The sequence below is a fragment of the Streptomyces sp. NPDC088350 genome (genome assembly GCF_044753545.1).
Lineage (GTDB): Bacteria > Actinomycetota > Actinomycetes > Streptomycetales > Streptomycetaceae > Streptomyces.
Map to the genome: position 1 here is coordinate 174,887 of NZ_JBIVNL010000009.1, position 24,820 is coordinate 199,706.

Consider the following 24,820-nt stretch of genomic DNA (forward strand, 5'->3'; position numbering starts at 1 on the left):
TCATGGAACCCGATTTCTCCAAGTACGTCCTAGAGGGCGACAACTCGTCGTACGCGAACGAGTCCGGCCTGGTCGTACCGGTCGTGACCCGTGCCGGTCTGGAGTTCGGTGCCACCGGCCAGTCCTCCGGCGCGACCCGGATCTCCGGCGTCTCCGCCCAGCACACACCCGCCACCAAGCTGTGGTTCGGGAAGGTGAGCAACGAGTCGGGATATCGCTCGGTACCGCATCACCACGGCGAGGCCGAGACAGGTGGGTACGTCCTCTCGGGGCGGGCCCGGATCTACTTCGGTGAGCGGTTCGAGGACTACCTCGACCTCTCGGAGGGCGACTGGGTCTTCGTCCCGCCGTTCATGCCGCACGTCGAGTGCAACCTCGACCGCGACAACCCGCTGACCTGGATGACGACCCGCACCCCGGAGAACATCGTGGTCAACCTGGACGAGGTGGCCGACGCCGACCTGCGCGACTGGCTGGACCGGCCGTGAACGACACCCAGAGCACCCGCGCCGACTCCTCCCGAAGCACCGACGCCGACTCCCGGACCGCCCGCGCGGACGTCCGCTCCGGCCCGACCTCGGCGACCTTCACCGACGCGATCGCGCTCACCCCGGTCGCGCCCGAGCACTTCGACCTCGCCTTCACCGCGACCACCCAGCCGTGCCCGTGGCCGAAGGCGTACGGCGGTGACATGGTGGCCCAGGCCACGGCCGCCGCGATGCGCTCGGTCGCGGGCAAGACGCTGCACTCGATGCACTCCTACTTCCTGCGCCCGGTCGACATCGGCGCCGAGGTCCGCTACGAGGTGGAGCTGCTGCGCGACGGCCGCGGCTACGCCACCCGGCAGGTCCGCGGCTTCCAGAACGGCAAGCCCGTCTACACCTGCCTCGCCAACTTCGCCGCGGGCGAGCCGGGCGCCACCTTCGCCGCCGAGCCCCCTGTCGGCGTACCGGATCCCACCGAACTGCCCAGCTCCGCCTCGTACTTGCGCGATACCGCCGCGCCCCGGGGCACGATGACCGACACCTCCGAGGAGTACTGGAGCGGCGGGCGCAGCTTCGACATGCGGCACGTGCCCGGACCCGTCTACCTCACGGTCGAGGGCGAGCGCGTACCCCAACAGGCCGTGTGGGTAAGGCCGTTCGACACGCTGCGCCCCGTCGACGGCCTGACGGACGAGCAGCGCGACCTCGCCGCGCTCGCCTACGTCTGCGACTACACGATCCTCGAACCCGTCCTGCGCGTACTGGACTTGCCGTGGGCGCTGCCGGGACTCGTCACGGCCAGCCTCGACCACGCCATGTGGTTCCACCGGGCCGGCCCCCTGGACGGATGGCTCCTCTACGCCCAGGAGGCCGTCGCCGCCGACACCGGTCGCGGCCTCGCCGTCGGCCGGTTCTTCACCACCGCCGGTACCCACCTGGCCACCGTCGTCCAGGAAGGCCTGATCCGCAGCTCTTGACTCCCGCGCAGCTCCTGATCCCTGCACGCCCCGCCCCCGGCCTGCGGAAAGGAACCTCCCGATGGACCAGTCGGACCAGATGGACCTCTCGCCCTCCGCCTATCCGGACACGTTCGCCCGCGACCACCTCCCACCACGCGCCCAGTGGCCCGTCCTTGAGTTCACCACCGCCGAACTCCAGTACCCCTCGCGCCTGAACGCCGGCACCGAACTCATCGACGTTCCCACCGCCCGCTTCGGCCCGGACCGCCCGGCCCTGCGCACACCGGAGAGCGAGGTGTGGACCTACGGCGAGCTGCTGCGCCGCGCCAACCAGGTCGCCCATGTCCTCACCGACGACCTCGGCCTGGTCCCCGGCAACCGAGTGCTGCTGCGCTCCCCCAACAACCCATGGGTCGTGGCGTGTTGGCTCGGTGTCCTGAAGGCCGGGGGCATCGTCGTCACCACCATGGCCGCGCTGCGGGCCCGCGAACTCACCCCCGTCGTGGAGAAGACCCGTCCGTCCGTCGCCCTGGTCGACCACCGGTTCACGGCCGACGTCGAGGCCGTACGCGACACCGTCCTGCCGGACCTCACGATCGTGGCCCACGGCGGCGACGCGCCCGACGACCTGACGCGCCGAGTGGCGTCGAAACCGGCGGAGTTCACCGCGGTCGACACCGCCGCGGATGACGTCGCCCTCTTCGGACCCACCTCGGGCAGTACCGGCGTACCGAAGATCACCACCCACTTCCACCGCGACATCCTGTCGATCGACAACACCTTCGGCCGCCACACCCTGCGGCTACGGCCCGACGATCTCGTGTCGTGCACCGCGCCGCTCGCGTTCACCTTCGGGCTCGGCATCCTGGTCGTCTGCGCCCTGCGGGCGGGTGCGTGCGCGCTGCTGACGGAGGCTGTCGCGCCGGAACCGCTCGCCGAGTTGGTCGCCGAGGCCGGGGTCACCGTACTGGCGACCGCGCCGACGGCGTACCGGCAGATCCTCAAAGCCGGGAAGGCGGACCGCCTGCACGGTCTGCGCGCCGCGGTCAGCGCCGGGGAGCACATACCGGAGGAGGTGTGGCGGCAGCTGCACGAGGAGACCGGGATCAAGGTCATCGACGGCATCGGCGCCACGGAGATGATCCACATCTTCATCTCCGCCGCCGACGACGACATCCGGCCCGGCTCGACCGGCAGGCCCGTCCCCGGCTACCGCGCCACCGTCCTCGACCTGGACGGCGAGGAGGTGGGCCCCGGTGTCGAGGGGCGGCTGGCCGTGATCGGCCCGGTCGGCTGCCGTTACCTGGACGACCGGCGCCAGGAGAACTACGTCGTGGGCGGCTGGAACGTCACCGGCGACACCTTCGTGCGCGACGAGGACGGCTACTTCTACTACCGCACCCGCACGGACAACATGATCGTCTCCTCCGGCTACAACATCGGCGGCCCCGAGGTCGAGTCCGCGATCAACACCCACCCGGACGTCGTCGAATCGGCCGTGGTCGCCAGGCCCGACCCCGAACGCGGCTCGGTCGTCTGCGCGTTCGTCGTCCTGGCCGAGGGAGTCGTCGGCGACGACGCCAAGGCCAAGGACATCCAGGACCACGTGAAGGCGCAGCTGGCGCCGTACAAGTACCCCCGCGCGGTGCGCTTTTGCGAGGCCCTGCCCCGCAACACCAGCGGAAAGCTCCAGCACTTCCTGCTGCGCCGGATCGTCGAGAAGGAGAACCAGGCATGAGGATCGCGATCGTGGGCGGCGGGCCGGGTGGGCTGTACCTCGCCGCGCTGATGAAGCAGCTCGACCCCGCCCATGAGATCACCGTGTGGGAACGCAACGCGCCCGACGACACCTTCGGTTTCGGCGTGGTCTTCTCCGACGAGACCCTCGGGGGCATCGAGAACGCGGACACCGTCGTCCACGACGCCATGGAGAGCCGGTTCGCCCGCTGGACGGACATCGACATCGAGTTCGACGGCCACCCCTTCACGGTCGGCGGCCAGGGCTTCGCCGCGATGGCCCGAAAGGACCTGCTGCACATCCTCCAGAAGCGGGCGGCCGAACTCGGCGTCACCGTGCACTACCGGACTCTCGCCCCGGAAGTGGACGAACTGCGCGACGCCTACGACCTCGTGGTCGCGGCGGACGGCATCAACTCGGCCGTGCGCACCAAGTACGCCGACGCCTTCGTCCCCTCACTCGACCAGCGCACCAACAAGTACATGTGGCTGGGCACCGACCGGGTCTTCGAGGCGTTCCAATTCCTCGTCAAGCAGACCGAGTTCGGGACCATGCAGATCCACGGCTACCCCTTCTCCGACTCCGGTTCGACGTTCATCGTCGAGATGGCGGAGGACGTGTGGCGCAAGGCGGGTCTCGACTCGACGGAGGGCACGCAGTTCCCGCCCGGCATCAGCGACGAGGAGTCGGTCTCCAGGATCCGCGAGATCTTCACCGGTGAACTCGCCGGACACGCGCTCCTGACCAACAACTCCCGATGGCTGAACTTCACCACGGTCCGCAACGAGCGCTGGCACCACCACAACGTGGTCCTCCTCGGCGACGCGGCCCACACCGCGCACTTCTCGATCGGCTCCGGTACGAAGCTGGCGATGGAGGACGCTCTCGCGCTCGCCGCGTGTCTGCACGAACACCCCACCGTGGACGAGGCGTTGACCGCGTACGAGACCGAGCGCCGCCCGGTGGTGGAGTCCACCCAGCGCGCCGCCCAGGCCTCCCTGGAGTGGTTCGAGAACATCGGCCGCTACGCCGACCAGGACCCCGCGCAGTTCTGCTTCAACCTGCTCACCCGTTCGCGCCGGATCACCTTCGACAACCTCAAGGACCGCGACCCCGGCTTCGCCGACCTGATCGAGCGCGGCTTCGCGCAGGCCCAGGGCCTCACCGAGTCGGTCCCGGCGATGTTCCAGCCGTTCACCCTCGGCGGCCTGGAGTTGAAGAACCGGATCGTGGTCTCGCCGATGGACATGTACTCCGCCGTCGACGGAGTGCCGGACGACTTCCACGTCGTCCACCTCGGCTCGAAGGCGCTCGGCGGCGCGGGTCTCGTCATGACCGAGATGGTCTGCGTCTCCCCCGAGGCGCGTATCACCCCGGGCTGCACGGGCCTGTGGAACGACACGCAGCGCGACGCGTGGGCCAAGGTCACCTCCTTCGTCCACGAGCGCAGCACCGCGAAGATCGGCCTCCAACTGGGCCACTCGGGCCGCAAGGGCTCAACCCGGCTGATGTGGGAGGGCATTGACGAGCCTCTGACCGAGGGCAACTGGGAGGTCGTGGGACCGTCCCCGCTGGCGTACGGCACGGGCTGCCACGTACCGCGTGAGATGACCCGGGCCGACATGGACGAGGTCGTAGCCGACTTCGTGTCCGCCACCCGCCGGGGCGCCGACGCGGGATTCGACCTCCTCGAAGTCCACGCGGCCCACGGCTACCTCCTCTCCTCCTTCCTCTCCCCCGTCGCCAACCACCGCACCGACGAGTACGGCGGCGACCTGACGAACCGGCTGCGTTTCCCGCTGGAGGTCTTCGACGCCGTACGGTCCGCGTTCCCCGCCGACCGCCCGGTGACCGTGCGGATCTCCGCCACGGACTGGACCCCCGACGGCAACAGCGAGCACGACGCGGTCGAGATCGCGCGGGCGTTCGTCGCGCACGGCGCGGCGGCCGTGGACGTGTCGTCCGGCCAGGTCACCAGGGACGAGAAACCGGCGTACGGCCGCTCGTACCAGACCCCGTTCGCCGACCGGATCCGGCACGAGGTCGCCGCCCCGGCGGAGGCGGCCGTGATCGCCGTAGGAGCGATCTCGTCGTACGACGACGTCAACTCGATCCTGCTCGCGGGGCGCGCCGACCTGTGCGCGCTCGGCCGTACCCACCTCTACAACCCGCAGTGGACTCTGCAGGCGGCGGCCGAGCAGGAGTACCGCGGTCCGGGCGCCGACTGGCCGACGCAGTTCGCGGCCGGCCGCCGCAAGCCCCCCACCTCACGCACCGACGCGGTCCGCCCGCGCCTCGCGCTGCTGCGCGAGACCCCGCGGGACGCCGTGCACCTGCGGTGGACCCCGAGCGGGGCAACGCAATGAATGTCCCCTACGGCGTCCACCGCACCCGCGTGGAGTGGATCGACACCGACGCGGCCGGGATCTGGCCGGGCGGACCCGACCGCACCGGGGCGCACTAAAATAATCCGATCATGACGGCAAGCGATCTCGTTGACGACAGCCCGGGCCAGCCCGCACCGCCGCGATCCCTGATCGTGACGGTGTACGGCCTCTACGCGCGCGAGGTCGGCGGCTGGATCAGCGTGAGCACCCTGATCCGACTGCTCGCCGAACTCGACGTGGACGCCCAGGCGGTCCGCTCGTCGATCTCCCGGCTCAAGCGCCGCGAGATCCTGGTGGCCGAGCGCCGGGACGGCCGCGCGGGCTACGCGCTCTCGCCGTACGCCCGTTCCGTCCTCGAAACGGGTGACCGCCGTATCTTCGAACGCCACGCCGCCACCGACGACGGCTGGGTCATCGCCGTCTTCTCCGTGCCGGAGAGCGAACGCCGGCACCGCCACCAACTCCGGTCCCGCCTGGCCTGGTTGGGTTTCGGCACGGTGTCGTCGGGGGTCTGGATCGCCCCGGCCCACGCCCTCGACGACACCCGCGACCACCTTCTCCAACACGGCCTGAACCAGTACGTCGACCTGTTCCGCGCCGACTACGTGGCCTTCGGCGACCCCGCCGAACAGGTGGGCCGCTGGTGGGACTTGGAGGCACTCCAGAAGCTCTACGACGATTTCGTCGCCGAGTTCACACCGATGGCCGGACGCTGGTCCGGGACCGGCGAGGTGTCCGACCGGGCCGCGTTCATCGACTACGTCCAAGTCCTCACGGCCTGGCGCCGGTTGCCCTACCTCGACCCGGGTCTGCCCACCGCCCTCCTCCCCGCCACGTGGTCCGGGGCGACGGCGGCGGATCTCTTCTCCACCCTCCGGCACGCCCTGGCGGACCCGGCGCACGAGTTCGCCCGGGGCCTGCTGACCGACCTCTCGTGATCCGCCGGCGTCACTTTCCGTACGCCTGGCGGAAGTTGTCGATGGTCTCGGCCGAGGCCCCGTTCGCTCCGCAGGGCGGGACGACGCCGTCCTTGGCGGCCACGATGTAGTGCTCGCCGTCCAAGAACGTCAATGTCTCCGGCCGACCGGTGTTGCTGTCGAGTACAGCCGTCTCCGCGTCGCCCCCCTTGAACCAGCGGTCGACACGGAAGGTGACGATCGGGCCCTTGATGGAAGTGACCGTTCCTTCGAAGAGGGTGGGGAACCCGCGCAGGGTGTCCGGGCTGGGTGCCGCGCACTTGGCGGAGCCACCCTCGGCGGTGAGCCGCAGCGCACCGGCCGAGATCGAGTGACCGTCGCCCTTGTCTTTGTTGTTGTCGTTGTTGTTGCCGTTGTTCGCCATGATTCCTCCGGCTACTCCGCCGCCGAGCATGAGCAGACCGGCCGTCGCCGCGAGGCCGAGGAGATGACGGCGTCCCCGTCCGGCGGTCGTGACGCCGGCGACGGTGGTCGCCGACTGAAGCGCGGTGTCGGTGTTCAAGGTGGCCTCCACAAGACGGTCGATGTCGGGCGGCGGAGCTTGGGTGGTCAGTGCGGGGTCCGCGGACCTCAGCCGGGCCAGCAGCTCGTCGTCGTTCACTGACTGCTCCTTCCTTCATCCCTCTTGTGTCCGGTCGGTTCGGCATCCTTTCGCCCCAACTGGACGGCGAGTCTCTTCTTCGCCCGGTGGAGCCTGATGCTCACCGCGTTGGAGGTCAGCCCGGTCGCCTCCGCGATCTGACGCGGCGCCAGCCCCTCCCACGCCCACAGCTGCACCACCTCACGGTCCTGCGCCCCGAGGGAGTCGAGCGCGGCGTGCAGCTCGCCGTGATCGGCGGCCTGCCCCGGGGACTTCGTCGACGCGACGCCACAGCACCAGCATCGTCTCCGACAGGACGTCCTCGACCATGTCGGCGCTCGTCCGTCACAGCAGATACCGGCGCAGCGGTTCCACCACCACGCGCGCCAGCCGTTCGAAGCGCGCCAGCCTCATGGGGCGCGCCTCCTGTTCCGTCATGGATTCCACAACCCGTACTGTCCGGCAGCGGCCGGTTCCTTTCAGCGCTCGATGTGTCTCAGCCGCAGCTGAGTAGTACTCAACGCCCCGCCGCCCTCGGTACCGTACGAACATGCCCACTCCCGCGGAACCGAGCCGGATTCACCGCTGGTTGGGGATCATCGTGCCGCGGGTGTTCCAGGGCGTGGTCAACGGCCGTGCCCCGCAGCCCGGTTGGCTGCCTCGCCGCTGGGTGACGGTGGTGTCGGGGGACGTCGACCCCGACGCAGGCGTCGGCGCGGTCTGGCTGGTGTGGCGCCCCGGGACCGCGGAGGCCGAGACGCACACCGCGCTCATGGAACTCTGCGGTGCGGAGTGGCGGTACACAGGCGGTGGCGGCGGTTCGGACGGCACCCTGCCCGCCGGAAGGTCGGCGGTGGGCGGGCCCGGACAGATCGGCATGATCGAGATCGGCGGGGGCGCAGGCGCACTGAGTCACGCCGACCGCCTACAGCACCCGCACTCCATCGAGACGGCCGGCTGGGTCGGATCCCATGAGCTCCAGGTCGCCGCGGAGGTGGACCATCTCCTCGTCGGCAAGCGACGGATAGAGGTGCCCGCGCACGGCAGTCTCATCGTCGTCTGGAAGTCCCCCTCCACAGGCCGCGGGGGCACACGACCGCTCATCGTGGCCGTGGGACGCGACGGCTCCGAACTCTCCAGAATCGGCCCTCACGACAGTCTGGACAGCTGTACCTGGGCGGAGTTGCGGGACCAGTAGGAGGAGTCAATCGCGATGCCGCGCACCAACAAGGCACCCCATCGGGTCAGTTGCCGCCCGGCTCGCTCACGAAACTGTGCTCGCCCGCACCGAGGCCCGCGACCGTGACCGTGCCGTCGACCACGGTCACGTCGCGGGTCACCGCCCGCCGCCCGTCCCAGAGCGTCCGGCGACCGGAGCTCACCCGAAGCCCACGCGCGTCGCCGGGGAGGGCGACCGAGCCCTGGGTGTCCCCGGGCACGCGGACAGTAAGGCGGAAGACACGCGAGCCGCTCTCCCACTCGACGCCCAACGGACCGTATGGCGTGGGGAGTTGACCCGTCGCCCAGTCGACACCACCGGGCTGCGGGCGTACCTCCCAGGTGGCGTATCCGGGTGAGGTCGGCCGGGCGCCCAGCAGATGGTGTGTCAACGCCGGCAGGACACCGGTGGACCAGCCGTGGGCCATGCTGGTGTAGGCGCCCTCGTACAAGGATCCGCCCGGCCCGATGCCTTCCCAGTGGGTGGTGCCGGGGTCGTTCGTGTCCATCCAGCCGTACGTCCGGCGGATCTGGTCGAGCGCGGACTCGGCCTGCCCGGTCAGGAAGCGGGCCTCGATCTCCGGGTAGGAGGTGAAGGCGTAGACCCGCTGGGAGGCCTGGTCGAAGAGGGTGTCGTTGTCCATGAACGCGTTCCCGTACGGCCGTTTCGTCGTCGCGTCGAGATGGGCGAGCGCGGAGGTGGCGCGGCCCGTGTCGGCGATGCCGGTGACGACGGCGAGGGAGTTGCCGTCCTGCGCGTGCCGTACCGCGCCTGTCGCGGAGTCCAGGTAGGCGCCCGCGTCGGCGTCCCACAGAAGGGAGTTGACGGCCTGGGCGACCTTGTCCGCTCTCGCGCTCCAGCGCGCGGCGTCGGTCTGCTGCCCCTGCGACCGCGCCAACTGGGCGGCGTTCTGGAGGGCTTGGACGTAGAGGGCGTTGTAGTAGGTGACGCGTCCCGTGCGGCCCAGGAACGCGTAGTCGCCGTATCCGCCGGTGCCGTTGAGGCCCTTGCTCAGCAGGCCGGCGGCATCGGTGACGCTGGGGTACCAGGTGTCCAGGACCTTCAGCAGCGTGGGGTAGTAGCGGGTCGCGTACTGCCGGTCCCCGGTGTAGAGGACGTAGTCCCAGCTGCAAGTGACCCAGTACAGCGGATAGTCGAAGAGGGGCAGGGTGTAGTCGCCGATGGAGGCGGGCGGTATCCAGCCGTCGGCGCGCTGGTGGTCGGCGAGGTCGGCCAGGACGTTGCGGGCCGCCTCGGCGGCGTCGTCGTGGGTGAGATAGAGGGTGCGCGCGGAGACGGCGAGGTCGCCGACGTACGGGTCGCGGTCGCGCTTGGCACCGTCCTGGAGGACCAACTTCCCTTCGAGCGTGGCGCTCCAGGCGTTGCGGGGATCGACGTCGTCCTGGCGGAAGGTGTCGGTGACCAGTTCGTTGGTGTAGGCGGCGCCGTACCAGTAACGATTCAACTCGTCGTCGGAGCACAGGAACCAGCCGCGATAGGTGCTCGGCGTGCCCAGGTAGGCGGTGAACCGCAGAGCCACGGAGTCGATTTCCACCGTCCCCCATGGCTGCGCGGCGGGGCTGTCCGAGGCGAGCGCGTCGAGGCTGATCCTGAGGTACCGGAATCCGTGGAGTCCGTCCGCGAACACCTTGTCACCGGCCTGGAAGCCTTTGTGGTCGACCCAGTTGGCGCCCTTCGCGGGGACGGCGAACTGGTCCGTGCCCTGTCCGGCGCCGCCCGCCTGGTCGGAGCGGGTGAAGTCCGAGCGGTCGGTGAGGAATTGGCGGGTCTCGGAGAACGCGACGCGTACGCCCGGGGAGTTGGCAGAGGCGGAGGTGAACCGGATCTGCGGATGTCCGACCACGACCTTGCCGAAGTCCACAGTGACGCTCGGCACGGGAATCGGCTCGACCGGTGCGGGCCAGACCTCGTTGATCCGGGTGAAGTCGCCGTGCGGGGTGTCCTGGGCGTTGGTCACCGTGATGCGCACGCGGTCGGTGCTGACCTGCTCCGCGAAGGGAACGGCCTTCTGCACCGCGTCGTTGCCCGTGACGGTCGCGGCGGTGTGCCAGTCGCCGTCGCGCCACACGTCGACGGTGTAGTCGGTCGGCACGCCGTCGCTGTTGGAGACCACGGTGATGCCCCGCAAGGGCGTTACCTGCGGCGCGGTGATGGTGAGGACGTCGGGGAACGCGCCCAGCGTGTCGTCGTTCCAGAAGGTGTCCGGGTTTCCGTCGATCGCGTTGGCGGCGTCGTAGGTGCGCGGCTGCCCGTCGTTGCCGTTGTTGCCCGCGTGGGACGACGAGGCCTGTGCCGTGGTGCCGGCGGGCCAGGCGGGCGCCGCCACCGGCTGCGGGCGCCGCAGGACGGATCGGGCGCCGCCCGGCTTGAGCAGCGCGTCGGGGTTGTCCACGTCGCCGGTGGTGGAGACGATCCGCAGCGGCCGGACCGTGCGCGAGGACGGCCCCTGGACGTATCGGTGCCAGCCGCCGGCGTGGCGTGACGGGCCGCCGGTGCGGGAAGCGGAGGCCCCGGCGGGGAGCGCCTCCGCCGAGGGGAGTCCGGTGGAGAGGGACACCGCGGTGAGCCCGACGGTGCCGGCTGCGGCGAGCGCTGCGCGACGGGAAATGCCTTTGTCCGGTGTGCTGTTCGACGCCATGCTGTCCCCTTGAACGACGACGGATTGAATCGTTTCACTCGGCAGCTGCGTGGTGACGGTATCTCGAACACCGGACACCCGTACAGCGTTGGGACAGAAGTGGTCGACCGCGACCTGACGGCCGGGCAGCGCGAGGTGGTCGGCGTGCTGCGGGACGCGTCCGTGGCCGCGATGCACGAACTGCGCGAGGCCGTCGGCATCCTGCGCGACGGCACGCCTGAGCAAGTCCCCGCGCGCGAGGGCGACTTGGAGCCAGCGACCCGGGGAGTGGCCGGGATCGACGGCCTCGTGGAAGCGTCGCGGGGCGCCCGGGCCGCCGTAGCGCTACGGCGTACGGGTCAGGTCCGGCCGCTGGCTCCCGCCGCCGACCACGCGGCGTTCCGGATCGTGCAGGAGGCGCTGACCAACGCGCTGAAGCACGCGCAGGGCGCCACGATCACCGTCGAACTGCGCTACGAGCCGGACTCCTTGGTCGTCGAGGTCGCCAACGGGCCGGTTCCCGCGCCGACTTCCTCCGTACGACGGCCCGTGGTGAGCGGCGGGCAGGGCCTGACGGGGCTTCAGGAACGGGCCCGGCTGGTCGGCGGCATGGTGCACACGGGGCCCGCGACCGACGGCGGGTTCCGGGGGGCGCGGGCGTACTCCCCTACGGCCCCCGGTCGCCGCACGCGTCGGAGAGCGGCCGGCGGCGAGCGGACGCGGAGCCGGGCGAGGCGACCTTCGTCGACGGGGCGAACGACTTCCGGGGACAGAGCCGGGGGGTGGCGTCCGGCGACGGTGGTGCGGACATCGACTGGTCCGGTCCGCCGGACAGGCAGAAGGAGTTCGACATCGCCATGGGACGCAAGAAGAAGGGCATCGTGATCGGATGCGGGGCGCGCCGCTGGCCTTCGTGATTCTCGGCGTGCTCGCCGTCGTGCTGGTCGTCAACCTGGTGAAGGACGAGTCCCACAAGCTCATGCTCAAGCCGTCGGTCTACGACTCGGTGAAGGTCGGGGACACCGAGACGGCCGTACGGGACAGGCTGCCGCACGGCAAGTCGTACATAGCCGGGGCCCTGGACGACGAGGGGCCCGCCGTACCGCGGGGAGCGACCTGCTCGTCCTTCCTCTCGACGGAGGACTGGCCCGAGAGGGGGGGAGAAGGTGCCCGCCTACCGTTTCTGCTTCAAGGACGGCAGACTGATCGAGAAGCGGGCCTTCATGGCCAAGTCGTAGTCATGGGCCGCCAGTTGTCCGCGCCGCACGCCTTGCAGGAGAGTCGTGATCAGAGTCCTCGTCGCGGATGACGAACCGCTCATCCGGGCGGGCATCAGGATGATCCTCACCTCCGCCGACGACATCGACGTCGTGGCGGAGGCGGCCAACGGCCGCGAGGCGGTCGGACCTGGTCCGCGCCCACGCCGTCGACGTGGCCCTGCTCGACATCCAGATGCCGGTGCTGGACGTACTGTCCGCGCTGGCCGAACTGCGGCGAGCGGCGCCGTCCGTACGGCCGTTGATCCTGACGACGTTCGGCGAGCGGGACAACGTACTGCGCGCGCTGAGCCAGGGCGGCGCCGGGTTCCTGCTGAAGGACTCGGCGCCGGCCGAGCTGATCCAGGCGGTACGGGCGGCTGCGGCCGGGGACGCGTATCTGTCCCCCGGCGCCACGCGCCACGTGGTCGACACGCTCGCCTCGGGCCAGGCAGCGACGCGCGGCGAGGAAGCGCGTCAGCGCCTGAAGACGTTGAGCACACGGGAACTCGAGGTGCTCGCGCTGCTCGGCGAGGGGCTGTCCAACGTCGACGCGGGCGAGCGAATCCATGTGAGCGAGGCGACGGTGAAGACGTACGTCAGCCGGATCCTGACGAAGCTGCGCTGCGAGAACCGGGTACAGGCCGCGCTATTGGCACGGGACGCGGGTTGGGACCGGGCTGACCCGCCGGCGGGTCGGTCGCGGAAGGGCGATGCCACCGCGCCTTCGACTCGGGTACCGTCCGCCTCGTCGATCCCCGGTGTGGCACGGTGGCTCACCGAGGAGCGGTTCCTGCTTCCTCGTCAGGAAGTGACCACTGGAAGTGACCACTGAACGGAGTCGGCCCATGCCCGAGTTGCGGCGTCTGCACGCCGGCCACGCCCCGGCGGTCCTGGCCTTCGAGGTGGCGAACCGCGCCTACTTCGCCGCCTCGATCTCCGACCGCGGCGACGACTACTTCGACCAATTCACCGCCCGCTACGACGACTTGCTCGCCGAGCAGGAAGCCGGCGTCTGCGCCTTCTATGTGCTCGTCGCCGAGGACGGCTCGGTGCTCGGCCGGTTCAACCTCTACGACATCGTCGAGGGGCGCACCGCGGACCTCGGCTACCGGGTGGCCCAGCACGTGGCCGGACAGGGCGTGGCGACCGCGACCGTCGAGGAGTTGTGCCGGCTGGCGGCGACACGGCACGGACTGCGCACCCTCAGGGCGGCCACCTCCCACGAGAACACCGCGTCCCAAAAGGTGCTGGCCAAGGCCGGGTTCACCCCGACCGGCCCCGCCCACCCCACCGACCTCGGCGGCAAACAGGGCACCTGGTACCAACGCGACCTCCGGGCCGCCACGCTCACCCCAGCAGGTCGAGAAGCGGTGCCGTGGGCAGCGGATACCGTGTGATCCCGTGCGGACCCGTGACGACGGTCGCGGTCAGCAGCGAGTTGAGCACCGCCTCCTCCACGGCGTCCAGTACAGCGCCGAAGAGGACATCGAGCCCGGCATCGGGCACCACCGCAGGCCCGGCGGGTGTGCCCAGGGGGCGGGTGCCGAACGCAAGGCCGTAGTCGCCGCTGCCGTGGCTGTAGCCGGCGCCGACCCGGGCCAGTGCGTAGACCGCGCGGCGGGCGAGCCGGGTCAGCTGGCGGGCGTCCAGGGGTGCGTCGGTGGCGACGACGATCATGCAGGAGCCGGTCTCCGGGCCGAGGCCGGATTCCTCCGTGGGGACGCCTACGTCGGCGGGAGTGATCGTACGGCCCGAGACCCGCAGTGTGCCGGCGAAGTTGGCCTGCACCAGCGCCCCGAGCGTCACCTCCTGGCCCGCGAGCGGTACCCGCCGTGAGGAGGTGCCGATGCCGGCCTTGAAGCCGAGCGCGGTCATCCCGGTGCCCGCGCCGACCGACCCTTCGGCGACCGGCCCGGCGGACGCGGTACCGAGTGCGGCGCGGACGTGTTCCTCCTGGACAGGTCGGGAGCGGATGTCGGAGAGGAGGCCGTCGTTGCACTCCCCCACCACCGGATTCACGCTCCGCGCGTCCGCGCCCGCGGGCTGCTCCAGGATCCAGCCGACCAGGGCGTCCGCGACGCGGAAGGCGGACAGGGTCGAGGTGAGCAGCACGGGTGTTTCCAGCGCGCCGAGTTCGGTGACCTGGGTGGTGCCGAGGAGTTTGCCGTAGCCGTTGCCCGTGAACACCCCGGCCGGCAGCGGGCTCGCGGGGCCCACGCCGTCGGGCACGATCGCAGTGACACCGCTGTGCACGCGCGGCGGTCGGATCAGCGTGGTGTGCCCGACGCGGATGCCGGGCACGTCCGTGATCGCGTTGTGCGTTCCGGTGGGCAAGTCACCGATGCCGAGCCCGAGTTCACGGGCTCGGCGGGGCACGGCGGCACGGGTCGGATCCGGCATGGAGTGCGGGTGCATGGCCAGACCCTAACGGCACCACCGGCCGGGGCCGGACCGTCGGTCAGCCGGCGGCGAGAAGCTGGAGCGTGTCGATCACTCGGTTGGAGAAACCCCACTCGTTGTCGTACCAGGCGACGACCTTCACATGGCGGCCGTCGACGCGGGTGAGGGCGGAGTCGAAGATCGACGAGGCCGGGTTGCCGGTGATGTCGGAGGAGACGAGCGCGTCCTCGGAGTATTCGAGGACGCCGGCAAGGGGTCCCTCGGCCGCGGTGCGGTAGGCCGCCAGCACGTCCTCGCGGGTCACGTCGCGGGAGACGGTGGTGTTGAGCTCGACGATCGAGCCGACCGGTACGGGCACGCGGATCGAGTCGCCCGACAGCTTGCCGTCGAGGTTCGGCAGGACGTGGCCGATCGCCTTGGCGGCACCTGTCGTGGTCGGCACGATGTTGACCCCGGCGGCCCTGGCACGGCGGGCGTCCCGGTGCGGGCCGTCCTGCAGGTTCTGCTCCTGCGTGTAGGCGTGCACCGTGGTCATGAAGCCGTGCTCGATACCGGCGAGTTCGTCGAGCACCTGGGCCAGCGGTGCCAGCGCGTTGGTCGTGCAGGAGGCGTTCGACACGATCGTGTGCGTGGCCGGGTCGTAGGCATCGTTGTTGACCCCGAACGCGAGCGTGACGTCGGCGCCGTCCGACGGAGCGCTGACGAGCACCTTCCGCGCGCCCGCGTCGAGGTGGGCGCGGGCGGCCTTGGCGGACGTGAAACGGCCCGTGGCCTCCAGTACGAGGTCTACGCCCAGCTCGGCCCACGGCAGGTCCGACGGTTCGCGCTCGGCGAGCACCTTGATGCGGTGGCCGTCGACGACAAGGGTGTCCCCGTCGACGCTCACCGGGCGGCCGAGGCGGCCGGCCGTCGAGTCGAAGGCGAGCAGGCGCGCCAGCGTGGCGGGCTCCGTCAGGTCGTTGACGGCCACGACCTCCAGGTCGCTGTCGCGTTCGAGCAGGGCCCGCAGCACATTGCGTCCGATGCGGCCGAATCCGTTGATGGCAATGCGAGTCATGAGTAAGTCCCTTCGGTTCACCACCAGGTTCGCGCGCGACGACAGTCGGTGACAGTGGCGCGATCGCCATGGTTCAAAAGGATGTCGCCATCGGGCGTCCCGGGGCGGCGACTACTCGCCCTGGGCGAAGGTGCGCCGGTACTCGCTCGGTGTGGTGCCGAGGAGACGGTGGAAGTGCAGCCGGAGATTCGCGCCGGTGCCGAGACCGACGTCGGCGGCGATCTGCTCGACGCTGCGTTCGGACCGTTCGAGCAGTTCGCGGGCCATGTCGATGCGGGCCCGCATCACCCACTGCATCGGCGTGTAGCCGGTCTCGTCGACGAAGCGCCGCGAGAACGTGCGCGGTGAGACCGCGGCCTGCCGGGCCAGCGTCTCCAGGGTGAGGGGCTCGCCGAGCCGGTGCAGCGCCCACTCACGGGTGGCGGCGAACCGCTCACCGAGCGGCTCGGGCACACTGCGCGGCACGTACTGCGCCTGGCCGCCGCTGCGGTAGGGCGCCGCGACCAGGCGCCGGGCCGCGTGGTTGGACGCGGCCACGCCGAGGTCCCCGCGCAGGATGTGCAGGCACAGGTCGATACCGGAGGCGGCGCCCGCCGAGGTCAGCACGCTGCCCTCGTCGACGAAGAGGACGTTCTCGTCGACCCGGACATGCGGGTACTTCGCCGCCAGCGCCCGCGTGTAGTGCCAGTGCGTCGTCGCGCGCCTGCCGTCGAGCAGACCGGTGGCGGCGAGCGCGAAGGCACCCGTCGAGATCGCGGCGAGCCGCGCGCCCCGGTCGTGCGCGGTGATCAGCGCGTCGAGGACACCCTGCGGTGGGTCCTCACGGTCCGGGAACCGATACCCCGGGAGGAAGACGATGTCGGCCCAGGCCAGCGCGTCCAGACCGTCGGCGACGTGGTACGACAGCCCGTCGCCCCCGGTCACCAGCCCGGGCGCCGCACCGCACAGCCGCACCTCGTACGGCATGCTCGCCCGGGTCGTGAACACCTGCGCGGGGATACCGACGTCGAGCGGCTTGGCGCCTTCGAGGACGAGGACGGCGACACGACGGAGGCGGGCGGCTGACACGGGAACAGCCTACGCAGAGGTACGGCCGACCCGATCACTCCTGGACTCGGCGCAGGTCAGACCTTCCAGGAACGCAGCTGGTCGGCGACGGCGAGGACACCGACACGGGTGTCACGGATCTTGCGGACGAGATCGGAAAGGGCGCCGTACGGCGGGTCGATCCCTTCACCGGACTGACCCATGTACTGCGCGGCGACGAACGCGGCGTACAGGCTGTTGCGGTGCGGAAGCGGCTCCAGGCGCACGATGGTGTGCATCAGGGCAGCCGCCCGCCAGGCCGCGTCCGGGTCGGCCGCGGCGAGCGTCGGCAGCTTGGTCTTGTGACGCGCTACGGCGGCCACGAGCGCGGAGTAGTCCGAGACCGACATGTCCTCGTCGGAAAGGGCGGCCTCCTGGACGTCGAGCAGCCAGGAGACGTCGATGTACAGGTGCATCAGGCGGCTGCGGCCCCGTCGCGCTCGGAGGGCGGCACCTCGTCGGGGAAGGCGTCGTCGAACTCACCGCGCAGCCGCTCGGCCCACGCGGACGCGCCGGCGACGAACCGACCGCGCTGCATCTCACGGACACCGAGGTCGTGCAGATACTGCTTGAGGCTCTTCCCCTCGGCGGCGGCAGCCGCGCGCACTCCGTCGAGTTCCTCTTCTGTGAAGGACACATTCAGCGATGGCATGGAGTGATGGTACCTAGTTGGTGCCGTGGGGGCGAGGGCCTTCGCTGCGCACGGGAATCCACGCGGGAAACAACGGGGTCGCCGATCGGGGAGACGCCTCCTAAGCTGCCGAGATGATCTCGCGCGATTACCTCTTCGACATGTTCTCCCTCGACGGCCGGGTCGCCGTGGTGACGGGTGGCAGTTCCGGCATCGGCCGGGCTGTCGCCGGGGCTCTCGCGAGGGCGGGGGCGCGCGTGGTCGTAGTGGCACGCAAGGAGAAGGAACTGGCGGCCACGGTCGACGAGTTGGTGGCGGACGGGTGTCAAGCGGCTTGGGTGAGCGGCGACTTGGGGACCCGGGACGGCGTGCGGGCAGCGGCGGACGCAGCCGTGGAAGCGTTCGGGGAACCGGACATCCTCGTCAACAGCGCCGGGATCAACCTGCGCCCGCCGATGGCCGAGTTGAGTGAGGAGGTCTGGGACACCACGATGGCGGTGAACCTGGAAGCGCCCTACCTCCTCGGCCGACGCTTCGGCCCCGGCATGGCCGAGCGGGGCTTCGGCCGGATCATCCACATCACCTCCCAGCAGGCACATCGCGCCTTCGTGCAGAGCGGCGCCTACGGCGTGTCCAAGGGAGCGTTGGAGTCACTCGCCCGCTCGCAGGCCGAGGCATGGTCGCCCCACGGCGTCACCTGCAACACCCTGGTGCCGGGTTTCGTGATGACCCCGCTCAACGCCCGTCTGTCGTCCGACCCGGAGAAGGTGGCGGCGCTGGCCGCGCGCACCATGGTCGGGCGCAACGGTCTGGCCGAGGACTTCGCGGGCGCGGCGGTGTTCCTGGCCGGCCGCGCTTCGGCGTATGTCACCGGGCAGTCGGTGTTCGTCGACGGCGGGTTCTCCGTGCACTAGCCCAACGCCCGCTGGACGGGGCGGTACGGCGGCGCAGCGGGACGGGGGCGGTACGGATCACGGGCATGCCTTGCCTGTCGGGGCTCGAACGCGGAGCCTGGCCTACGAACTCCCCCTCGCGGAGGGCGAGAAGGCGCCAGCAGGTCTTCGGACTCGGGTTCGTCCGGACGGGGCGCCTTCGCGGCGCGTCACGCACCGGCTCCTTCGGCCGGCCCGTGTCGCCCCAGTGGCGCCGAATGCCCCGCCCGTCCCCCTCACCGCAGCGCGTCGGTCCCGGATTTCCACCGGATTCCCTGGCCTCGGTTGTGGCACGACCGGCCCGCACAACGTCTCAAGATCGACCGTCGGCGCCCGCCACGGGGTACGGCACGGAGGCGCCGCGGTCGAAGGCAGGACGCCGGGTCGCGCGCCGCCCGATTGACCGTGCGGTCACGTCGCGGCCTCGACGTCCTTGCCGGGTACGGCATCGCGCCGTGCCGCGCGAAGCCGTAGTGCCTCATGGCGCAGCGCCTCCACCGTGGCCGTCACCTCGGGGGCGCGGTCGCGGATCGTGACGGCGACGGTGGCCCGGCCGAGCCATGCGGGGTCGCCGACCTGGACGGTGCGGACGCCGTGGGGGACGGCTGCGGCGGCGAGTTCGGGGAGTACGGCGATACCGAGACCGGCGGCGACGAGACCGAGGCGGGTGGGCCATTCGCGGGCGGCGTAGGCGGTCCGGGGATGGTCGAGGGTCGGCCAGGCGCCGAACTGGGGGTCGTCGCGGAGGCCCTTGCCGACGATCCATGGCTCGTCCCGGAGTTCGGTCACGGGGACGGTTCCGCGGCCGGCGAAACGGTGGTTCGCGGGTACGGCGAGCAACAGCCGCCCGTCCAGGAGGAGTTCGCGCGACAGGCCCTCGAAGTCGTAGGCGGGCAGGTCCGGTCCCACGCCGATGACCGCGATGTCGATGCGGTGGGCGCGGAGTTGGCGGAGTTGCGTGGGCGAGGACGCCTCGCCCAACTCGACGATCAGGCCCGGGTGTTCGTCGCGGAGGCGGGCCAGCGCCCTGGGGACGAGCACGGCGGCGGCAGCCGGGAACGCGGCGACGACGACTCGTCCGGTGAGGTGGTCGTGCAGCCCGGCAAGGTCTGCGCCGACGGCGTCGATCTCGTTGATGACCGCCGCGGCCCGGCGGGCGAGCACCGTGCCCGCCGGCGAGGGGGCGACCCCGCGGGCACCCCGGACGAACAGCGGTGCGCCTGCGGCGGCCTCCATCGCCGCCACCTGACGGGACACCGCCGACTGCGTGTATCCGAGCGCGTCGGCCGCGGCGGTGAACGATCCGGTGTCGACCACGGCCTGGACGACGCGCAGGCCAGTGAGGGTGAAGTCGGCCATACCGCCATGCTGACACATTCCATCAGCGCATGTCTCCTGTGCGAGATCATCGCTGGTGGAATGCCTCACCGAGCGGCACGGTGGGGTGACGACAGCAAGTCGTCCATCCACAGGGAGCACTGGTCATGGCGAAGACATGGTTCATCACCGGCAGTTCGCGGGGGTTCGGCCGCGAGTGGGCACAGGCGGCGCTGGAACGCGGTGATCACGTCGCCGCGACGGCCCGGGACGTCGGCCTGCTGACGCCGCTGGTCGAGCGGTACGGGGACGCCGTACTGCCGCTCCCCCTCGACGTCACCGACCGTGCGGCGGTGTACGCGGCGGTGCGGCGTGCCCACGCGCATTTCGGTTCGCTGGACATCGCCGTGAACAATGCCGGCTACGGCCATTTCGGCATGGTCGAGGAGCTGGAGGAGGCCGAACTCCGGGCGCAGATGGAGACCAACTTCTTCGGCGCGGTGTGGGTCACGCAGGCCGTACTGCCGTTCATGCGGGCCCGACGATCGGGCAGGATCCTCCAGGTGACCAGCGAGGGCGGCGTCCGCGCGTTCCCCGGCATCGGTGCGTACCACGCCTCCAAATGGGCTCTTGAGGGACTGTCGGAGTCCCTCGCGCAAGAGGTGGCGGCCTTCGACATCCACATCACCAACGTCGAACCCGGCCCCTACGCCACCGACTGGCTGGACCGCGGGGCACGGCACAGCGATCAGCACCCGGGCTACGCCGAGGTCCGCGCCGCCACCGCACCGGACTTCGAGGTCGGCGACCCGCACGCCACCCGCGAGGCGATCCTCCGCATCGTCGACGCGGACAAGCCTCCGCTGCGGATCTTCCTCGGCAAGTCCTTCACCGACGTCGCCGCGCTCTACGAGGAGCGGCTGAGCACCTGGCGCCAGTGGCAGCCGGTGTCCCTGGCCGCGTTCGGCTGAAGAAGTGACCTTCCCGGAGGGCGGGCCGTCGGCCGGGTTCGTGCCGGTACGGCGAAGACCTCGGACAGGTCTCCGCCGTACCGGTTCAGGAGACTCGTTCGGGCCGGCGGCGTCCGCCTCGGCGGTCCGCGAGCCGGTGGACCGCCGCGATCAGCGTGTCCACTTCCTCGTGCGTGTTGTAGAAGGCGAACGACGGCCGGACGGTGGCCTCCAGGCCGTACCTGCGCAGGATCGGCTGCGCGCAGTGGTGGCCCGAACGCACCGCGATTCCCTCCTCGTTGAGGGCCGTGCCCACCTCGGCCGGCTCGTAGCCGTCGAGGACGAACGACACGATGCTCGCCTTGTTGGGGGCCGTGCCGACCAGCCGGAGTCCGGGCACACGGCGCAGGCCTTCGGTGGCGTGCTCGACAAGGGTGTGCTCGTAGGCGGCGATGTTCGGCAGGCCGAGGCGTTCGACGTAGTCGATGGCGGCGGCCAGCCCCACCGCGTCGGCGATGTTGCCGGTGCCGGCCTCGAAGCGACCCGGCGGCGGCTGGTAGCTGGACTTCTCGAAGGTGACGTCGGTGATCATGTTGCCGCCGCCTTCCCACGGGGGCATGTCCTCAAGGACCTCCCGCTTGGCGTAGAGCACCCCGATCCCGGTCGGCCCGAACAGCTTGTGCCCGGAGAAGACCAGGAAGTCCGCGTCCAGCGCCCTGACATCGATCGGCAGGTGCGGGACCGACTGCGCCGCGTCGACCAGAACGCGTGCCCCGGCCCGGTGTCCGATCTGGATGACCTGCTCGACCGGTACGACGGTGCCGAGCGCGTTGGACATCTGGGTGACCGCGACCAGCTTGGTGCGGTCGGACAGCAGGGCGGTGTACTCGTCGAGCAGCAACTGCCCGGAGTCGTCGACCGGGATCACCTTGACCACCGCGCCGGTCTGCTCCGCCAGCATCTGCCAGGGCACGATGTTGGCGTGGTGCTCCAGGTGCGAGATCACGATCTCGTCGCCCGCACGGATGTGCGCGGGTCCCCAGGCCTTGGCGACCAGGTTGATCGCCTCGGTGGTGCCCCGGACGAACACGATCTCCTCGGCGGAGCCCGCACCGACGAACCGGGCGACGGTCTTCCTGGCACCCTCGTAGGCGTCCGTCGCCCGGGCGGCCAATTCGTGCGCCGCGCGGTGGATGTTGGAGTTCTCCCGCGAGTAGAACTCGACCAGCCGGTCGATCACCGCCTGCGGCTTCTGCGTGGTCGCCGCGTTGTCCAGCCAGATCAGTGGCCGGCCGTTGACCAGCTCGGACAGGATCGGGAAGTCCCGCCGGACCGCCCGCACGTCGAACGCCGGGTGCGGGTCGAGCGGCAGGCCTGCCGGGACTCCGGATACGCCGGGTTCCTGGACGAAGTAGTACGGCGAGATCGTGGCTGTCGGTGACACCGGCTCGGGAAGGGGCGGCAGCCCCAGGTGCCCGAAGCCGGGAAGCTCCGGCGCCTGAGCGGGGTACCCGGGTGCCTCGGTGAGGAAGTAGTACGGCCCGGGGTCCGGGAGTTGAGCCGGTGCGGCGGGCAGCGGTACCGGGATCACCGGCAGGGTCGGCGGCTCCGGGCTGAGCGTCGTCAGGCCGGGCGCACCCACCGCAGGAACGCTCGGCGCGTATGTGGCGGGGGCGCTGGTCGGCGGCGGCCCGGCGGGCGGACTCATCCCGGCGGTCGGCGCCGGGGGCGGCGGTTCCATTGCCGGGAGACCGGTCGGCACCGGAGGCAACGGGTCAGCGGCCGGCGAGCCGGTGGGTGCCGAAGACCGCGGGTCCGTAGCCGAAAGACCCGTCGGAACCGAAGACCGCGGGTCAGCGGCCGGCGGACCGGTGGACGCCGAAGGAGACGGTGTGCCGGCCGGCACACCGGTCGGCACCGCAGAAGACGGGTCAGTAGTCGGCGGATAGGTCGGCGCCGAAGGAGGCGGGTCGGCGGTCGACAGGCCCGTGGGTGTCGGCCATTGCGTCGGGCCGTCGAGGACGGGAGCCGCCGCCGTGTCCGCCGGCTGGCCCGGGAGCGCTCGGAAGAACTCCCCTGCCAGCCGGCTCAGCGTCTCCTCGTCCGGGAGCCACGCCGGGGCGGCTTCGTTACGGGTGGTTGGGGGCGTGGTCATGGCTACCGGTAACTCGGCGCGTAGTCATGGAACTTGTCGACCTCGACGTCGTCGAGCACGGCGAGCGCGTCCTCGGTGAGCACCGCGAGCGAGCAGTACAGGGAGATCAGGTAGGAGGCGATGGCACTGCGGTCGATCTGCATGAAGCGCACCGACAGGCCCATCCCCTGCTCGCCCGAGAGCCCGGGCTGGAACAGGCCGACCACGCCCTGGCGCGACTCACCGGTGCGCAGCAGGATGAACTTGGTCCTGCCGTTCTCCAGCGGGACCTTGTCCGACGGGATGATCGGCAGACCGCGCCAGGTCAGGAACTGCGAGCCGAACATGCTGACCGTGGCCGGCGGAACACCGCGCCGGGTGCACTCCCTGCCGAACGCGGCGATCCCTTCCGGGTGGGTGAGGAAGAAGGCCGGCTGCTTCCACACCTTCGTGATGAGGGCGTCCAGGTCGTCCGGCGTCGGCGGCCCCGCCATCGTGGAGATCCGCTGCGTGTCCGCCACGCTGGCCAGCATCCCGTACTCCGGGCTGTTGATCAGCTCGCCCTCCTGATGCTCCTTCACCGCCTCGATGGTCAGCCGCAGTTGCTGTGCGGTCTGGTTGTGCGGGCTGGAGTACAGGTCGGCGATCCGGGTGTGCAGGTCCAGGACCGTCTGGACGGCCTTGAGCCGGTACTCCCGGGGCTCCTGCGCGTAGTCGACGAAGGTGTCGGGCAGCGGCGACTCGTCGTAGTTGTCGCACTCGATGCGCACCGACTCGGGGTGAACGACCTTGTTCACCCGGTAGATTCCGGCCTCGACCGGCACCCAGGACATCAGGTGCACCAGCCAGCGAGGGGTGATGGAGGCCATCTGCGGAACGGTCTTGGTGGCGTTCGCGAGGGTCCGCGCCGCCTTGTCGCTCACCGACATCGATCGCGACGGTGGATTCACAGCCGTGGTCATACGACATGTCCTTTCCGCGCCCGGAGGCGGGGCACGCGTGTGGGGGTGAGTTCGCCGACGGGAACGCGTGCGGTCGAACTCTCTCGCACCAACTATCGATTCACCCTCGCAGCAGCCCTGGTAGCGGTCCAATGCGTGTTTTCGAGGCTGTCATCGACGCGGGCTATGATTCGCGAATGATCGACTTGAGTCGGTTGCGGGTACTGGTGGCCGTCGCCCGTGAGGGTTCGATCACCGCTGCCGCCGAGGCGCTGCACTACGCGCAGCCGTCGGTGAGCCACCAACTCGCCAAACTCGAGGCCGAGGTCGGCGTACCGCTGTTGCAGCGGATGGGGCGCGGTATCCGGCTCACCGAGGCCGGCCGGCTGCTGGTGGACCGCGCCGAGTCGATCCTCGCGCAGGTCGAGTCGGTGCACGCCGAACTGGACGAGCTGGCCGGGCTGCGCACCGGCCGGGTCCGCCTGGCCGCGTTCCCCTCGGCGCTGGCCACCCTGGTGCCGCTTGCCGCCGCCCGTGTCTCCGCCCAGCATCCCGGCGTCGAGCTGACCTTGCGCGAGGCCGAACCCCCGGACGCGATCAACGCCCTGCGCAACAACGACGTCGACGTGGCGCTGATCTTCGAGCACGGCGACCCGCCGCAACGCGATCGCCGCGACACCACGATGACACCGCTTCTCGAGGAGCCGTTGTACGTGGTCACCCCGGCGGACCGCTCCTGGGACGGCCCGCGCGCGGAGCTGGCCACCTACGCCGACACACGCTGGATCGCCGGGTGCGAACGCTGCCGCGAACATCTCGTCGCGGCCTGCGGACGGGCCGGGTTCTCGCCGGTCGTCGAGTTCGAGACCGACGACTACGTCGCCGTACAGGCACTCGTCGCGGCCGGCCTGGGCGTGAGCCTGCTGCCCGGACTCACCCTCCTCGCCAACCGGAACCCCGGGGTCAGACTCCACCGCATCGCCGGCATGCGCAGACAGGTCGTGGCCGCCGTCCACGGCAAACCGCCCGCGTCCCAGCCCGCCCAAGTGCTCCTCGACGCCCTCGACGCGACCGTCTCCGAACCGGAATGGCCGTCCTGACGGGACATACGGGTGCGTGCGCGGGAGAAC

General features: G+C 70.7%; 23 protein-coding genes, 1 pseudogene and 1 riboswitch. Of the genes and pseudogenes, 13 read left to right on the top strand and 11 right to left on the bottom strand.

What is annotated here, in order from left to right; all coding sequences use genetic code 11:
* Positions 1 to 2: 2 nt before the first annotated feature.
* The 5 genes from ACIQBL_RS30915 to ACIQBL_RS30935 all read left to right on the top strand — a co-directional run bounded on the left by ACIQBL_RS30915 (position 3) and on the right by ACIQBL_RS30935 (position 6,507).
* Positions 3 to 488, top strand: a complete 486-nt coding sequence (locus ACIQBL_RS30915; RefSeq protein WP_401947201.1) for a cupin domain-containing protein — start codon at positions 3 to 5, stop codon at positions 486 to 488.
* Entirely contained in the window at positions 485 to 1,462 is a 978-nt protein-coding gene (locus ACIQBL_RS30920; RefSeq protein ID WP_401947203.1) for an acyl-CoA thioesterase, read from the top strand. Before ACIQBL_RS30915 ends, ACIQBL_RS30920 begins: the two co-directional genes overlap by 4 nt.
* 61 nt (positions 1,463 to 1,523) lie before the next feature.
* Complete coding sequence (locus tag ACIQBL_RS30925; RefSeq protein WP_401947205.1) at positions 1,524 to 3,182, top strand: AMP-binding protein; 1,659 nt, start codon at positions 1,524 to 1,526, stop codon at positions 3,180 to 3,182.
* Positions 3,179 to 5,548, top strand: a complete 2,370-nt coding sequence (locus tag ACIQBL_RS30930) for a bifunctional salicylyl-CoA 5-hydroxylase/oxidoreductase (protein WP_401947208.1) — start codon at positions 3,179 to 3,181, stop codon at positions 5,546 to 5,548. Before ACIQBL_RS30925 ends, ACIQBL_RS30930 begins: the two co-directional genes overlap by 4 nt.
* A gap of 110 nt (positions 5,549 to 5,658) precedes the next feature.
* Positions 5,659 to 6,507: a PaaX family transcriptional regulator C-terminal domain-containing protein gene (locus ACIQBL_RS30935; RefSeq protein WP_401947211.1), complete on the top strand. Its 849-nt coding sequence runs from the start codon at positions 5,659 to 5,661 to the stop codon at positions 6,505 to 6,507.
* Positions 6,508 to 6,517: 10 nt separating this feature from the next.
* Here the strand turns inward: ACIQBL_RS30935 and ACIQBL_RS30940 are convergent, their stop codons facing one another.
* Positions 6,518 to 7,147: a hypothetical protein gene (locus ACIQBL_RS30940; RefSeq protein ID WP_401947213.1), complete on the bottom strand. Its 630-nt coding sequence runs from the start codon at positions 7,145 to 7,147 to the stop codon at positions 6,518 to 6,520.
* The gene (locus tag ACIQBL_RS30945; protein ID WP_401947216.1) at positions 7,144 to 7,326 is read right to left on the bottom strand and encodes a sigma factor-like helix-turn-helix DNA-binding protein; all 183 of its coding nucleotides are present in this window, start codon (positions 7,324 to 7,326) and stop codon (positions 7,144 to 7,146) included. Before ACIQBL_RS30945 ends, ACIQBL_RS30940 begins: the two co-directional genes overlap by 4 nt.
* A 350-nt stretch (positions 7,327 to 7,676) precedes the next feature.
* Here ACIQBL_RS30945 and ACIQBL_RS30950 point away from each other — a divergent pair, with 350 nt between their 5' ends.
* On the top strand, positions 7,677 to 8,324 hold the full coding sequence (locus ACIQBL_RS30950; RefSeq protein WP_401947218.1) for a hypothetical protein: 648 nt from the start codon (positions 7,677 to 7,679) through the stop codon (positions 8,322 to 8,324).
* 46 nt (positions 8,325 to 8,370) lie between these two features.
* On the opposite strand, the gene ACIQBL_RS30955 is transcribed toward ACIQBL_RS30950, so the two are convergent.
* Positions 8,371 to 11,004 (bottom strand): alpha-L-rhamnosidase C-terminal domain-containing protein, encoded by a 2,634-nt coding sequence (locus ACIQBL_RS30955; protein WP_401947220.1) that lies wholly within the window; start codon positions 11,002 to 11,004, stop codon positions 8,371 to 8,373.
* 99 nt (positions 11,005 to 11,103) lie between these two features.
* Here ACIQBL_RS30955 and ACIQBL_RS30960 point away from each other — a divergent pair, with 99 nt between their 5' ends.
* The 4 genes and pseudogenes from ACIQBL_RS30960 (at position 11,104) to ACIQBL_RS30975 (ending at position 13,639) form a co-directional block, all read left to right on the top strand.
* The gene (locus tag ACIQBL_RS30960) at positions 11,104 to 11,868 is read left to right on the top strand and encodes a sensor histidine kinase (protein WP_401947223.1); all 765 of its coding nucleotides are present in this window, start codon (positions 11,104 to 11,106) and stop codon (positions 11,866 to 11,868) included.
* A 4-nt stretch (positions 11,869 to 11,872) separates the two neighbouring features.
* Positions 11,873 to 12,292 carry a hypothetical protein gene (locus ACIQBL_RS30965; protein WP_401947225.1) on the top strand — a complete coding sequence of 140 codons (420 nt, stop codon included), beginning with the start codon at positions 11,873 to 11,875 and terminating at the stop codon, positions 12,290 to 12,292.
* Positions 12,267 to 12,909 (top strand): annotated as a pseudogene (locus tag ACIQBL_RS30970) (response regulator); the annotation flags it as partial. The gene ACIQBL_RS30965 and the pseudogene ACIQBL_RS30970, both read left to right, overlap by 26 nt.
* Positions 12,910 to 13,087: 178 nt before the next feature.
* The gene (locus ACIQBL_RS30975) at positions 13,088 to 13,639 is read left to right on the top strand and encodes a GNAT family N-acetyltransferase (RefSeq protein ID WP_401947227.1); all 552 of its coding nucleotides are present in this window, start codon (positions 13,088 to 13,090) and stop codon (positions 13,637 to 13,639) included.
* Here ACIQBL_RS30975 and ACIQBL_RS30980 read toward each other — a convergent pair.
* The 5 genes from ACIQBL_RS30980 to ACIQBL_RS31000 form a co-directional block, all read right to left on the bottom strand.
* Entirely contained in the window at positions 13,590 to 14,657 is a 1,068-nt protein-coding gene (locus ACIQBL_RS30980; RefSeq protein ID WP_401947229.1) for a P1 family peptidase, read from the bottom strand. The genes ACIQBL_RS30975 and ACIQBL_RS30980 overlap by 50 nt on opposite strands.
* A 43-nt stretch (positions 14,658 to 14,700) precedes the next feature.
* Positions 14,701 to 15,699: a type I glyceraldehyde-3-phosphate dehydrogenase gene (gene gap / locus ACIQBL_RS30985; protein ID WP_401947231.1), complete on the bottom strand. Its 999-nt coding sequence runs from the start codon at positions 15,697 to 15,699 to the stop codon at positions 14,701 to 14,703.
* A gap of 111 nt (positions 15,700 to 15,810) precedes the next feature.
* On the bottom strand, positions 15,811 to 16,767 hold the full coding sequence (locus ACIQBL_RS30990) for a GlxA family transcriptional regulator (RefSeq protein WP_401947234.1): 957 nt from the start codon (positions 16,765 to 16,767) through the stop codon (positions 15,811 to 15,813).
* Between the two features lie 56 nt (positions 16,768 to 16,823).
* Positions 16,824 to 17,201 carry a hypothetical protein gene (locus ACIQBL_RS30995; RefSeq protein WP_043662963.1) on the bottom strand — a complete coding sequence of 126 codons (378 nt, stop codon included), beginning with the start codon at positions 17,199 to 17,201 and terminating at the stop codon, positions 16,824 to 16,826.
* Positions 17,201 to 17,437 (bottom strand): hypothetical protein, encoded by a 237-nt coding sequence (locus ACIQBL_RS31000; RefSeq protein ID WP_356060741.1) that lies wholly within the window; start codon positions 17,435 to 17,437, stop codon positions 17,201 to 17,203. The genes ACIQBL_RS30995 and ACIQBL_RS31000 overlap by 1 nt, the downstream gene beginning before the upstream one ends.
* 113 nt (positions 17,438 to 17,550) lie before the next feature.
* Here ACIQBL_RS31000 and ACIQBL_RS31005 point away from each other — a divergent pair, with 113 nt between their 5' ends.
* Positions 17,551 to 18,330 (top strand): SDR family NAD(P)-dependent oxidoreductase, encoded by a 780-nt coding sequence (locus ACIQBL_RS31005; protein ID WP_401947238.1) that lies wholly within the window; start codon positions 17,551 to 17,553, stop codon positions 18,328 to 18,330.
* A gap of 120 nt (positions 18,331 to 18,450) precedes the next feature.
* Positions 18,451 to 18,668: riboswitch (cobalamin riboswitch) on the bottom strand.
* Between the two features lie 91 nt (positions 18,669 to 18,759).
* Here ACIQBL_RS31005 and ACIQBL_RS31010 read toward each other — a convergent pair.
* Complete coding sequence (locus ACIQBL_RS31010) at positions 18,760 to 19,707, bottom strand: LysR family transcriptional regulator (RefSeq protein ID WP_401947240.1); 948 nt, start codon at positions 19,705 to 19,707, stop codon at positions 18,760 to 18,762.
* A gap of 125 nt (positions 19,708 to 19,832) precedes the next feature.
* Here ACIQBL_RS31010 and ACIQBL_RS31015 point away from each other — a divergent pair, with 125 nt between their 5' ends.
* The gene (locus tag ACIQBL_RS31015) at positions 19,833 to 20,636 is read left to right on the top strand and encodes an SDR family NAD(P)-dependent oxidoreductase (RefSeq protein ID WP_401947243.1); all 804 of its coding nucleotides are present in this window, start codon (positions 19,833 to 19,835) and stop codon (positions 20,634 to 20,636) included.
* An 85-nt stretch (positions 20,637 to 20,721) separates the two neighbouring features.
* Here the strand turns inward: ACIQBL_RS31015 and ACIQBL_RS31020 are convergent, their stop codons facing one another.
* Positions 20,722 to 22,257, bottom strand: a complete 1,536-nt coding sequence (locus ACIQBL_RS31020; protein WP_401947246.1) for a family 2A encapsulin nanocompartment cargo protein cysteine desulfurase — start codon at positions 22,255 to 22,257, stop codon at positions 20,722 to 20,724.
* A gap of 515 nt (positions 22,258 to 22,772) precedes the next feature.
* Positions 22,773 to 23,711, bottom strand: a complete 939-nt coding sequence (locus ACIQBL_RS31025; protein WP_401947248.1) for a family 2A encapsulin nanocompartment shell protein — start codon at positions 23,709 to 23,711, stop codon at positions 22,773 to 22,775.
* A gap of 176 nt (positions 23,712 to 23,887) precedes the next feature.
* Between ACIQBL_RS31025 and ACIQBL_RS31030 the strand changes: the two genes are divergently transcribed.
* A complete protein-coding gene (locus ACIQBL_RS31030; protein WP_401947250.1) occupies positions 23,888 to 24,790 on the top strand; it encodes a LysR family transcriptional regulator in 903 nt (300 codons plus the stop codon).
* Positions 24,791 to 24,820: the final 30 nt, after the last annotated feature.